The organism is Streptomyces sp. NPDC059668, from assembly GCF_042734135.1.
GTDB lineage: Bacteria > Actinomycetota > Actinomycetes > Streptomycetales > Streptomycetaceae > Streptomyces.
In genome coordinates, this window is record NZ_JBHWEL010000058.1 from 23,111 (window position 1) to 34,782 (window position 11,672).

Below are 11,672 nucleotides of genomic sequence, written 5' to 3' on the forward strand. Positions count from 1 at the left end.
ATGTTGACGCGCGAGCAATAAGCGCAGAACTCCAGGTCACAGCCTCGCGTCGGCTGCCGCGAGGTCGACGGGGACGCCGTTGAGCACCGCCGTGCCCGACAGCGGGTCGAGGAGCGAGCCGTCGAGGAGCTGGTTGACGTTGACGCCGGGGTCGAGGGCGGCGTGGCTCATCCGGGTGCCGGGACGGTCGTGTCCCCAGCCGTGCGGCAGGCTCACCACTCCGCGCCGTACGGCGTCGGTGACCTCCGCGGGGGCGGTCACCTCTCCCCCGGCACCCTTGATGCGCACGGCCGTCCCGTCGGCGAGGCCGAGGCGGGCGGCGTCCTCGGGGTGGATGTGCAGGGTGCAGCGGTTGGAACCGCCGGTGAGCGCGGGCACGTTGTGCATCCAGCTGTTGTTGGAGCGCAGATGACGGCGGCCGACGAGGACGATCGCGGCCGGACGTTCGCGCAGGGCGTCCCGCAGCCGGGGCAGGTCGTCGGCGATGGGCGCCGGCAGCAGTTCGATCCTGCCGCTGCGGGTCTTCAGCGGCTGCGGCAGGCGGGGGCGCAGCGGCCCGAGGTCGATGCCGTGCGGCCGTGCGAGCAGCCGGTCGAGGTTCAGACCGTCCGGGCGCGCACCGAAGCCGTCGCCGTACGGGCCGAGGCGCAGCATCATGTCGAGGCGCCGCTCGGGTCCGGTCTCGCCGGTGAGCGCCGCCGCGAGTTCGCGGGGGTCGCGCCGGTGCACCGGTCCGTGCGCGTCCTTGACCGCCTTGCCGAGGGTGGAGTCGACGACCATGGCGTCGACGGCGGACGGATCGCTCCCGTGCATGCCCGTCGCGGCCAGCACCAGCCGGGCGAGGATCTCGGTCTCCGCCATCCGGCCGGGTTCGAGGGGGACGGCGGGCCGGTTGTAGCGGACCTGGTTGCGTACGGCGAGGGTGTTGAAGGCGAAGTCGTGGTGGGCGCTCTGCGAGGGCGGGGGCGGCGGCAGGACGACGTGCGCGTGGCGGGAGGTCTCGTTGAGATACGGATCGACGCTGACCATGAAGTCGAGCGAGTCGAGGGCCTTGTCGAGGCGGTCGCCGTCGGGGGCGGACAGGACGGGGTTGGCGGCGACGGCGATGACGGCGCGGACCGGGGCCCCGTCGGGCGTGGCGGTGTCGATCTCCTCCGCGAGGGCGGACAGCGGCAGTTCGCCCTTGGCCTCGGGGTGCCGGCTCACCCTGCTGTGCCAGCGGCCGAGCGCGAAGCCGTGGCCGGGACCGGCGGGCCGGGGTGTCCGGTCGGTGGCGGCGAGCGGGAAGAGGGCGCCGCCGGGCCGGTCCAGGTTGCCGGTGAGGATGTTGAGGACGTCGACGAGCCAGCTGGCGAGGGTGCCGTGCGGAACCGTGCAGCTGCCTATGCGCCCGTAGACGGCCGCGGTGGGGGCGGCGGCCAGCTCACGGGCGAGCTCCCGGATGGTGTCGGCGGGTACGTCGCAGGCCTCGCTCGCGGCTTCGGGGGTGAAGTCCCCGATGGCGTCGGCGAGTTCCTCGACGCCCTGGAGGTGCGGGGTGAGCTCGCCGGGGTCGACGAGCTTCTCCTCGAACAGGACGTGGGCCATCGCCGCGAGCAGCAGGGCGTCGGTACCGGGCCGGACGGCCACGTGGCGGTCGGCGAGTCCGGCCGTGCGGGTCCGGCGCGGGTCGATGACCGTGAGCGTGCCGCCGCGGGCGCGCAGCGCCTTGAGCTTGCCGGGGAAGTCGGGTGCGGTGCACAGACTCCCGTTGGACTCCAGGGGGTTGGCGCCGATCAGCAGCAGGTGGTCGGTGTGGTCGAGGTCCGGCACCGGGATGGCGTTGGCGTCACCGTAGAGCAGGCCGCTCGACACGTGTTTGGGCATCTGGTCGACCGTGGAGGCGGTGAAGACGCTGTGGGTGCCGAGGGCGGAGAGCAGGACGGCCGGATAGAGGGCGCCGGCCATGGTGTGGACGTTGGGGTTGCCCAGGACGACGCCGACGGCGTGCGGGCCGTACCGGTCCACGACCGCGCGCAGCCCCGCCGCGACGGCGTCGAAGGCCTCCTCCCACGTCGCCTCGCGCAGTACGCCGTCCTCGCGCACGAGAGGGGTGCGCAGTCGGTCGGGATCGCCGTCGGCGGCACCGAAGGAGGCACCCTTGGGGCAGAGGAACCCCTTGCTGAAGACGTCGTCGCGGTCGCCTCGGGCACCGGTCACCCGGGTGCCCTCGATGGTGAGCGTCAGCCCGCAGGTGGCCTCGCAGAGGGGGCAGACGCGCAGGGCGGTGCGGGAGTCTCGGGTGGTGCCGGAGATGCGGGACACGGATCCTCCCGGAGGACGGTGGCAGCGGGGGCACACGGACGCGGCCGAGCATACCGACCGGTACGGATGGCCGACAGGGGTCCCGGGGACGAGACCGGAAATCCCCGCACCCCTCCCCTCCCCGCCGCCCTTCCCCGGGCCTCCCCCGGCCCGCGCCCGGTTCAGTCGAGGACCCGGCCCAGATAGGCGCGCAGCAGCCGGCGGGTCTCGGCGATGATTTGCTCGTCGCCTTCCGGGACGACCCGGAAGGCGAGGTGGACCAGGGTGTCGGCGGCCTCCACGGCGACGAGGAAGGTGCGCCGCAGATCCTCGTCGGGGGTGCGGTCGAGATAGCCGGAGAGCAGCTCGGTGAGCCGGTCGGCGACGCGGGTGTTGGGCTCGGCGTGACCGGAGCCGACCGGGATCTGGTTGCCGAAGTCGACCAGGGAGAAACCGGGTGCGGTGCGTTTCATGGCGAGGTACTCGTCGAGCACGGCGTCCATGGCGGCCCGCCAGCCACCCGCGCCGTCCGTCTCCGCGAGGCGCTGGGCGACCCGTTCGGTGTAGTGCTCCAGGTTGCGCTGGGCCAGCGCGTCGGCCATGGCGCGCTTGTTGCCGAAGAAGCGGTAGACGGAACCGATCGGGACACCGGCGCGCTGGGCCACGGCCCGGGTACTCAGGGCGTCGTAGCCGACCTCGTCGAGGAGTCCGGCGCAGGCGTCGAGGATCCTCGTCAGTCGTTCGGCGCTGCGCCGCTGGACGGGCGCACGGCGGAGCGGGGTCGCTGGGGGCACGCGCTTCATGATGCCTTTCCGCCGGAGTCCGGTGAACCTCCCGTGTCGGTGCGGGCCGCGCCACCGCTCCCGTCCGTCCCGGCCGTCCCGTCCGTCCCGGTGGCCCCATCCGTCCTGGCCGCGCCACCGCTCCCGTCCATCCCGGCCGTCCTGGCGGTCCCGGCCGTCCCGGCGGTCCCATCCGTCCTGGCCGTCCAGCCAGTCCCGGCCGGCCCGGCCGACCCGCCCGTCCGCGTGTGGGGCGGGGTCACCGTGGGGGTCCCTCGGTGACCCCCGTGCGGGTGGCCGTGGGCGCCGGAGCCCGTGTCGGGACGTGCGTCGGGACATGCGTCGGGACGCGCGTCGGGGCGGCTCCGTGCGTGGGTCCGGACGCGGATGCCGTGATGTCGGCCGTGCTCTGCACCGGCTTGCCGTGCACGGCCCACACCGTCCGGTCGTCCGCGTAGAGGCGTGCGGTGACGTGGTGGGTGCCTCGCGGCACCAGGCCGCCGGCGAGATGGTGTTCGGCGGTGCGCAGTGTGGCGATGGTGCGGCCGTCGAGGTAGAGCAGGACGACGCCGCGGCCGACCGCGGCCCGCGCCTCCGCTCCGGCGCGCGAGAAGTGGAAGTGGTGGACGCTCAGGCGTACGTCCCAGCCGTCGTCGGAGTCCGGCTGGACCTCGATGGCGACCTCGGGCGCGTTCTTCTTGTCGACCTCACGGTAGTGCCGTCCTCCCTCGTCCGTCCCGTCCAGGAGTCTGCCCACGGGCGAGGCCGACACCCGCTCCCCCCGCCCGTGCCCGTCTCCGGAGCCGCAGCCCGCGGGTCCGCCGAGCAGGGCGCCGACCGCGAGCGCGGTGAGCAGTCCACGCTTCCACGACATGCCGGGGAGAGTAGAACAACGGTCCGACGGCCGGATCCCCCTGAAGTCGGGTTCTCGGTCCGTACGGCAAGCCCTGGGTCGTACGCCGCGCACGCGGGCCCGGGCCGCGCGCCGGGGCCGTGGCCGGTCCCGGGCGGCGCTTCGAGCGCCCTCTTGCGCACGGTGACGCCGAATCCTACGGTGATGCATAGGAATCGGGCGCGAGGGAGCGATCATGAGCGGGGACGCGAGGAAGACGGCCGAGGGGCTGGCCTACCTCTCCGGATTCGGCAACGAACACAGCTCGGAGGCGGTCCCGGGGGCGCTGCCGCACGGCCGCAACACCCCGCAGCGCGCCCCGCTCGGGCTGTACGCCGAGCAGCTGAGCGGTACGGCGTTCACCGAACCCAGAGCCCACAACCGGCGTTCATGGCTGTACCGGATCCGCCCGTCGGCCGCTCATCCCGCGTTCACCCGCACGGACAACGGCACCCTCCGCTCGGCTCCGTTCACCGAGACCGAGCCCGACCCGAACCGGCTGCGCTGGAACCCGCTGCCGGAACCCGCCGCGGGCACGGACTTCCTCGCCGGCCTGTGGACGCTCGGCGGCAACGGCGACGCGACGCGGCGCACGGGCATGGCGGTGCACCTCTATCACGCCAACTCCTCGATGGAGCGGGTGTTCAGCGACGCCGACGGCGAGCTGCTGATCGTGCCGGAGCGCGGCGGGCTGCTGCTGCGCACGGAGTTCGGACTGCTGCGGGTGGAGCCGGGCGAGGTCGCGCTGATCCCCCGGGGAGTCCGCTTCCGGGTGGACCTGCTGGACGACGCCTCCGCCCGGGGCTATGTGTGCGAGAACTACGGAGCGCCCTTCCAACTGCCCGATCTGGGCCCGATCGGCGCCAACGGACTCGCCAACGCACGCGACTTCCTCGCCCCCGTGGCCGCGTACGAGGACACCGAGGGCCCGGTCGAGGTCGTCAACAAGTTCTGCGGCAATCTCTGGACGGCGACGTACGACCATTCCCCGCTGGACGTCGTCGCCTGGCACGGCAACCATCTGCCGTACGTCTACGACCTGCGTCGTTTCAATGTGATCGGCACCATCAGCTACGACCACCCGGACCCGTCGATCTTCACGGTGCTGACGTCGCCGAGCAACACCCCGGGGCTCGCCGGCGTCGACTTCGTCGTCTTCGCGCCGCGCTGGCTGGTGGGCGAGGACACGTTCCGGCCGCCGTACTTCCACCGGAACGTGATGAGCGAGTACATGGGGCTCATCGAGGGGGCGTACGACGCGAAGGCCGAGGGTTTCGTGCCGGGAGGCGGGTCGCTGCACAACATGATGTCGGCGCACGGGCCGGACCGGGAGACCTTCGACCGGGCGAGCGCCGCCGAACTGCGGCCTCAGAAGATCGACGACGGCCTCGCGTTCATGTTCGAGACGCGCTGGCCGGTGACCGCCACGGCGCAGGCGGCGGGCGCGGAGCACCTTCAGCGCGGGTACGACGACGTGTGGCAGGGCCTCCAGCGGCACTTCCGCCCGTTGCGCTGAACTGCGACGACCGGTACGGATACCTTCGTGACCTCCTTCGCTCCGGATTCGATCGTCCTGAACCGCAAGTTGCCGCTCTGGTATCAGGTGTCGCAGTCGCTGCGCGCCTCGATACTCGGGCGGTCGCCCCAGGATCCGCTGCGGCTGCCGACCGAGGAGCAGCTGGCCGGGCACTACGGGGTGAGTGTGCTCACCATGCGGCAGGCGCTCAAGGAGCTGGAGGACGAGGGGCTGATCACCCGTCATCGACGGCGGGGCACCTTCATCGAGCCGAGTGCGCGGCGGGGTGCGCCGGTGCGGCTGCTCGGCTCGGTGGACACGATCGTGGCCCAGCAGTCGGGCATGACGACCGAGCTGCTCGGCCATGGGCCGGCCCCGCTGCCGGCCGAACTCGCCGAGTACTTCCCGGACGTGGCCGAGGTGGGCACGTACCACCGGCTGCGCAGCGACGAGAAGACCGGCGAGCCGACGAACCACGCGCGCAACTACGTACGTCCCGAACTGGCGGCGCTGATAGACCCGCAGGACCTGGTGCGCTGGCCCATGACCAAGGTGCTGCGGGACGTGGTGGGCCTGCGCATCAGCCGGATCACCGACACCGTGGAGGCCCGGCTGGCGGACCCGGAGACCGCGCGGCTGCTCCAGGTCCCGCTGCTCAGCCCGATCCTGCACTACACCGGCATCGTGTACGGGGAGGACGGCGTCGCCCTGGACGTGGCCCGCATCCACTACCGCGGGGACCGCTTCTCCTTCACGGTCACCCTGGACGCCCACTGACGACGGCGTACCAGGACGGTGTGCGCGGCCCGCGTCGTACGATGCCCAGCGTGACGCACGACGACGACGCTCCGCTGCTCGCGGACCTCATGCCGTGGTCGGTCGCACCGCCGAGGCTGGGGCGGGGGTGGCCGGTCGCGCCCGACGCCGGGTCCCTCACGGCACGGTGGGACGCCCTGCTCGGGGCCGAGGGGCCGGACCGCGAGGCACTGTTCGGCTCCACCCGCTCGCGCACCCCGCGGTCGGCGGTCCCACAGCTCCCGGGCCGGTCCACCGGGACGGGGCGGCTGGTACGCGAGTCGGGTCCCTGTCCCGAGCCGGTACGCGTCCTGCACGGACCGTTCGACGAACAGTGGCTGATCCCGGACCACCGGCTGATCGACGCGGCGCGCCCCGAACTGTGGCGGGTGGCCGACGAACGGCAGGCGTTCGTGGTCGAGCAGACGGTGGTGCCCGGTGCACCGGGACCGGTGCTGCTCGCCACCTCCCTCCTCCCGCTCGGTGCCGGACGCGGCGGACGGATCCGTCCCCTGTACCGGCGCCCGGGCGGGCTCGAACCGAACCTGACGCCCGGCCTGACGGAGCACCTGGGCGCCCGGCTGGGCCACTCTCCCGATGCCCTCGACGTCCTCGCGTGGACGGTGGCGGTCGCGCGGCCGGGCCGGGGCGGCCGCGTCGTCCCCCTCACCGCCGACCCCGGGGTGTGGGAGCGCGGGGTCGAACTGGGCCGCGGGATACTGCGGCTGACGCGGCGCGACGGCGAACGTCCCAAGCTGCCCGGAGGTCGCCGCCCGTACGTCCGCGCGCCGCTGCCGGCCTCACCGCTCGAACTGCGCTACGACCGCGACGAGGAGGCCCTGCGTCTCGGCGAGGGCCGGATCTCTCCCGTACCGGCGTACGCCTGGGAGTTCGAGGTGGGCGGGGTGCGCGTCCTGGAGCAGTGGTTCGCCGAACGCACCGGGGCGGGCGCGCCCGGCACCCTGGAGGCGATCGGTCCCACGGTCTGGCCGCAGACCCGGACCTCCGAGCTGCTCGAACTCGTCACCGTGCTGGCGCTGCTCGGGGAACTGCGGCAGCGGCAGGAGGAGCTGACGGCGCGGGAGGCGCCGATCGGCGCGAGCGAGCTGCGCGCGGCGGGGGTGCTGCCGGTGCCGGACGCGGCACGACGGCCGGCGTCCGTGCTCGATCACCACGAGGAGGGCCCGGAGGGCCAGTTCGCGCTGCTCTAGTGCCGCTGTCGCGAAGACGCCGCGCTGCCACCGCCGCGCTGCCGCCGACGCTCTGCTGTCGCTGTTCCGGGGCCGGGCCGGGGACCGGGTCGGCCCGGTTCCCGGCCAAGGATCCAGGAACCGGGAGACCCAGGGCCGGGAGAGGGTCCGCTGGATCCGCGCACCGCCGGGCGGGAGTCAGGGCGCGTACGAATGAGGAAGGTGCACCCGCGCCCGGGGACACACCGGGGCGACGCTGCGTGCCGTGGGGATGAGGGCGGCGAGAGCGCAGCGTGCGCGCCGGGACGGTGTGGTCGCCTGAGCGCGGGTCGGGTACCGCGTGACCGGACTAGTGGCCACCGAACAGGGAACGACGAAGCCGCCTCAGCGGCGCGAAGAGCGAGACCCGCCGGACACGCGCGCCCCTGCTGTTGTTGTCGTGCGTGGTGTCACGCGCGGTGAGCTCACGCATCAGCGACGTCGCCTCGACCGTCTCGCGCTGCGGTATGGCAGGACCACCCAGCACCGCCAGATGGCGGTCGAGGCGCGAACTGGTCGCGCTGCTCCCGCAGGTGATCGCAGGGACACGTGCCCTGCTGCGCACTGTTATCTGTTCCATGTCTCTCCCCACCCGTACGAGTCCACCCGGCCCGGGCAGGCTAACCCTATCGCTCCCTCATGGCACTCGTGTATCGCGGTCACAGGATTCACCTTCCCCGTAAGGGTGTTGACGATTACTCTCCGAATCCAACCGATTTCAGGGTGAGTTGGACAACTGGCGTGGTTGTGGGCTGCTGCGAGCCGCCGTGCGGCTCGACCGTCACAGCGAGTGACGTGGCACGGGTGTTCAGTCCGGTGGCCATCAAGGGCGTGTCGCCGTCGAAGAGCCCGAGGGAGCGCGGTCGCGCATGGGGGCGCATGAGCCACAGTTGGTGTACGCGCCCCCCTGACGGGGTGCCGAGTCCGCTCAGTGTCACGACGGCGCGCCCTTCCGAGGCGGAGGCGACGACACCGATCCCGCGGCCCTGCGCGTCCCGTTGGGTCGACGCCCGGGCGTCGGGTGCGGCCAGAACGTGGGCGATCTCACGCGCCTGGGCCCGCTCCTGGTCCAGTTGGTCCTGGGTCCGCGTCGCCTGTACGGCGAACAGGGAGGCGACCACGAGAGCCGCGGCGGCGGTCGCCGTGGCGAACGGGGCGAACAGTGGACGGAAGCGCGGTGCCCGCGCACGCGAAGGTCCGTGCGCCGCCCGCGGGCGCGGTGCGCCGCCCGGCGACACCGCTTCCTGCGGGGTGGTGCGCACGGCGGTCAGCACCCGTTCGCGCAGCGCGGCCGGGGCCGGGGCGGCGGTGGACCAGGCGAGCCGCACGGCGTCCTCGCCCAGCGCCCGCACTTCGGCCTCACAGCGTGCGCAGCCGCGCAGGTGTCGCTCGAAGCGGTGACGTTCGTCCGGCTCCAGCGCGTCGAGGGCGTAGGGCGCCGCGAGCGAGTGCAGATCGCGGCGCAGCAGACGGTCGAGGACGCTCATGCGACGCCTCCCAGAGGATGCCGGGCGCTGCTGGGCAGGTCCAGAACGCGGGTACGGAGGAGTGGGCCACCGGCGGGGAGATGCCGGAAGGGGTGGCCGGGACCGGAGTGGGACGGTCGGGGGATGCCGGCGTCACGACGGTCGGCGCGGCCACGCGGGTGCGCGCCGCCGGCGACACGGTGCCGGGTTCCCTCGACGTGGCTCCGGGCGGGAGGGGCCCCGCTCATGCGGCACCTCCCAGGCAGTTGCGCAGCCGTGTCAGACCGTCACGCATCCGCGTCTTGACCGTCCCGAGCGGCAGGGAGAGCCGTTCGGCGACCTCACGGTAGGTGTAGCCGTCGTAGTAGGCGAGGGTGACGGACTGCCGCTGGAGGGCGGTGAGCCGGTCCAGGCAGCGTCGTACCCATTCGCGTTCGAGCCCGGCCTCCACCTCCTCGGCGACCTGGTCGAAGGCGGGGTGGTGCGCCCGCTGCCCCTCGCGCTGCTCGCGCTCGGTGGCCGCGCGGGCGCTGCGGACCCGGTCGACGGCCCGCCGGTGCGCGAGGGTGAGGATCCAGGACAGCGCGCTGCCCCGGCCGGGGTCGAACCGGGCGGCGGAACGCCAGAGTTCGAGCAGCACCTCCTGGGACACCTCCTCCGACTGGGCGGCGTCCCGCACCACCCTGCGCACCAGTCCGAACACGGGTCCGGACACGATCCCGTACAGCTCCTCGAATGCCTTCTGGTCGCCTCCGGCCACGAGCACCAGAAGATCGTCCGCCTCCACTCGTTCCCCCCTCTCCGGCCGCGCACGGCCCGTTCCTTCACCTACGTGTTCGCAGCGAGCGGTCCTTCGGATGGGTTACGGATCAGCGGTCCGAAAAAGCGGGTCGTTCGCGAAAGAGCCGCGAAAAGAAGCGAGCCGTCGGCTGAGACGAGTCGCGGAACCCGCCGTAAGAACGTTTGGGATTCGACCAATCCACCGCGGCGACCGCTCCGAATGGCGTGCGTCAGGCAATTGGGATCTGAGGACGGACGGCATGACACCTATCTCCAGGAGTGGCGCGGGACGCAGGAGTCTCGTGACTCTCATCTGTGGCGCGCTGGCCGCCGGTGGGCTCGCGGCCGCCGGCGTGACCGTGCTGGAACCGGGGGCGGCCTCCGCCTCCAGCCACCGGGAGGCCCCGCTGATCTCGGGGACCCCGCAGTACGACAACACCGACGTGTACGCCTTCGTGAGTCCGGACAAGCCGGACACGACGACGCTCATCGCAAACTTCATCCCCTTCGAGGAACCGGCCGGCGGACCGAACTTCTACACGTTCGCCGACGACGCCCAGTACGACATCCACATCGACAACAACGGTGACGCGCAGGGCGAGTTGATCTACCGGTACACCTTCAAGACGCACCGGAAGAACGGCGACACCTTCCTCTACAACACGGGTGCGGTCACCAGCCTGGACGACCCCGACCTGAACATCACGCAGACGTACGACATCGATCTGCTGCGGCTGCACAACCAGAAGCTGGTCTCCAAGACCAAGGTCGCGGACGACATCCCGGTCGCGCCGTCGAACGTCGGCAAGGCGTCGATGCCCGACTACACCAAACTGCGCAACCAGGCGGTGTACAAGCTCGCGGGCGACTCGACCACGTTCGCCGGCCAGGCGGACGACCCGTTCTTCCTGGACCTGCGGGTCTTCGACCTGCTGTACGGCGGCAACCTGTCCGAGGTCGGGCGGGACACCCTCAAGGGCTACAACGTCAACTCGATAGCCCTGCAGGTGCCCAACGACATGATCCGGGAGTCCGCCGGGCAGCCGGTCGTCGGCATCTGGTCCACGGTCCAGCGCGCGGACGCCCGCGGCGACTGGACGCAGGTCTCGCGGCTCGGCAGCCCGCTGGTCAACGAGGTCGTCAACCCCCAGAAGGACAAGGACAAGTTCAACGCGTCCGCGCCCTGGAACGACGCCCAGTTCCTGAAGAACGTGACCAACCCGGAGCTGCCCAAGCTCATCGAGGGGATCTACAAGATCAAGGCGCCGGCCGAGCCGCGCAACGACCTGGTCGACGTGTTCCTGAAGGGCGTGAAGGGCCTCAACCAGCCCCCTCACGTGCGTCCTTCGGAGGAGCTGCGCCTCAACACCTCCATCAAGCCGAGCATGCACCCCAAGCGGCTCGGTGTGCTCGACGGCGACAACGCGGGCTTCCCGAACGGGCGTCGGCTCTCCGACGACGTGATCGACGCGTCTCTGCGGGTCGTCGAGGGCGAGCTCCTCGGCCAGAAGACCGGTCTGACCGACTCGGTCGACAAGAACGACAAGAAGTTCGAGAAGTCCTTCCCGTACCTGGCCGAGCCGACCTCGGGTTCGCGCGGCTCGCTGGCGAAGGGCACCGGCAACAACGTCCGCAACCAACTGGGTGACGCGATCCAGTCCGGTTCCGGCGGCACGGACACGATGCTGATCGCGGGCTCCGCGGCGGCGGGCGTGGCCGGGGTCCTGCTGATCGGCGCCGGCGTGATGTGGTGGCGCCGGCGCATGTACCGGGCCTACTGACCGGCCCGGTCCACGACTGGCGCGGCCCGTACCCCCCATCCCCCACGGCGCGGGCCGCGCCCCCGGCCCCCCCCCCGCGGCCGGCCGGGGCGCCCCCGGAGGGTGGTGGGGGGGGGGGGGCGCCGGGGCGCCGGGGGGGGGCGCGGGG

10 protein-coding genes are annotated in these 11,672 nt (G+C 72.4%); 4 read left to right on the forward strand and 6 right to left on the reverse strand.

The genetic code is table 11. The features are described from left to right. Positions 1–36 precede the first annotated feature (36 nt). The 3 genes from ACFV2J_RS31370 to ACFV2J_RS31380 form a co-directional block, all read right to left on the reverse strand. The gene (locus ACFV2J_RS31370) at positions 37–2,304 is read right to left on the reverse strand and encodes a molybdopterin oxidoreductase family protein (protein ID WP_385084193.1); all 2,268 of its coding nucleotides are present in this window, start codon (positions 2,302–2,304) and stop codon (positions 37–39) included. A 161-nt stretch (positions 2,305–2,465) separates the two neighbouring features. After that, positions 2,466–3,086 (reverse strand): TetR family transcriptional regulator, encoded by a 621-nt coding sequence (locus ACFV2J_RS31375; protein WP_385441796.1) that lies wholly within the window; start codon positions 3,084–3,086, stop codon positions 2,466–2,468. Between the two features lie 238 nt (positions 3,087–3,324). Beyond that, complete coding sequence (locus ACFV2J_RS31380) at positions 3,325–3,939, reverse strand: hypothetical protein (protein WP_385092382.1); 615 nt, start codon at positions 3,937–3,939, stop codon at positions 3,325–3,327. A 214-nt stretch (positions 3,940–4,153) separates the two neighbouring features. On the opposite strand from ACFV2J_RS31380, the gene hmgA reads away from it, so the two are divergent. The 3 genes from hmgA to ACFV2J_RS31395 are packed head-to-tail and all read left to right on the forward strand — an operon-like array spanning position 4,154 to position 7,479. Next, positions 4,154–5,473 carry a homogentisate 1,2-dioxygenase gene (hmgA, locus tag ACFV2J_RS31385; RefSeq protein WP_385092380.1) on the forward strand — a complete coding sequence of 440 codons (1,320 nt, stop codon included), beginning with the start codon at positions 4,154–4,156 and terminating at the stop codon, positions 5,471–5,473. Between the two features lie 27 nt (positions 5,474–5,500). Then, the gene (locus ACFV2J_RS31390; protein WP_385092377.1) at positions 5,501–6,250 is read left to right on the forward strand and encodes a GntR family transcriptional regulator; all 750 of its coding nucleotides are present in this window, start codon (positions 5,501–5,503) and stop codon (positions 6,248–6,250) included. A gap of 41 nt (positions 6,251–6,291) precedes the next feature. Next, positions 6,292–7,479 (forward strand): type ISP restriction/modification enzyme, encoded by a 1,188-nt coding sequence (locus tag ACFV2J_RS31395; RefSeq protein WP_385092374.1) that lies wholly within the window; start codon positions 6,292–6,294, stop codon positions 7,477–7,479. Positions 7,480–7,807: 328 nt separating this feature from the next. Here ACFV2J_RS31395 and ACFV2J_RS31400 read toward each other — a convergent pair whose 3' ends face one another. From ACFV2J_RS31400 to ACFV2J_RS31410, 3 genes are all read right to left on the reverse strand, one after another. After that, positions 7,808–8,077, reverse strand: coding sequence for a hypothetical protein (locus tag ACFV2J_RS31400; RefSeq protein ID WP_385092371.1), 270 nt, complete (start codon positions 8,075–8,077; stop codon positions 7,808–7,810). A 115-nt stretch (positions 8,078–8,192) separates the two neighbouring features. Further along, positions 8,193–8,984 carry an anti-sigma factor domain-containing protein gene (locus ACFV2J_RS31405; RefSeq protein WP_385092368.1) on the reverse strand — a complete coding sequence of 264 codons (792 nt, stop codon included), beginning with the start codon at positions 8,982–8,984 and terminating at the stop codon, positions 8,193–8,195. Between the two features lie 223 nt (positions 8,985–9,207). Then, positions 9,208–9,750: a sigma-70 family RNA polymerase sigma factor gene (locus ACFV2J_RS31410; RefSeq protein ID WP_385092365.1), complete on the reverse strand. Its 543-nt coding sequence runs from the start codon at positions 9,748–9,750 to the stop codon at positions 9,208–9,210. A 253-nt stretch (positions 9,751–10,003) separates the two neighbouring features. Between ACFV2J_RS31410 and ACFV2J_RS31415 the strand changes: the two genes are divergently transcribed. After that, entirely contained in the window at positions 10,004–11,524 is a 1,521-nt protein-coding gene (locus ACFV2J_RS31415) for a DUF4331 domain-containing protein (RefSeq protein ID WP_385092362.1), read from the forward strand. The last annotated feature ends 148 nt before the right edge of the window (positions 11,525–11,672 follow it).

What these genes read in the sequence shown, in the direction of transcription:
- ACFV2J_RS31375 (WP_385441796.1), bottom strand. Translation starts at nt 3,086, where the DNA reads ATGAAGCGCGTGCCCCCAGCGACCCCGCTCCGCCGTGCGCCCGTCCAG.
- ACFV2J_RS31380 (WP_385092382.1), bottom strand. Translation starts at nt 3,939, where the DNA reads ATGTCGTGGAAGCGTGGACTGCTCACCGCGCTCGCGGTCGGCGCCCTG.
- hmgA (WP_385092380.1), top strand. Translation starts at nt 4,154, where the DNA reads ATGAGCGGGGACGCGAGGAAGACGGCCGAGGGGCTGGCCTACCTCTCC.
- ACFV2J_RS31395 (WP_385092374.1), top strand. Translation starts at nt 6,292, where the DNA reads ATGCCCAGCGTGACGCACGACGACGACGCTCCGCTGCTCGCGGACCTC.
- ACFV2J_RS31400 (WP_385092371.1), bottom strand. Translation starts at nt 8,077, where the DNA reads ATGGAACAGATAACAGTGCGCAGCAGGGCACGTGTCCCTGCGATCACC.
- ACFV2J_RS31405 (WP_385092368.1), bottom strand. Translation starts at nt 8,984, where the DNA reads ATGAGCGTCCTCGACCGTCTGCTGCGCCGCGATCTGCACTCGCTCGCG.
- ACFV2J_RS31415 (WP_385092362.1), top strand. Translation starts at nt 10,004, where the DNA reads ATGACACCTATCTCCAGGAGTGGCGCGGGACGCAGGAGTCTCGTGACT.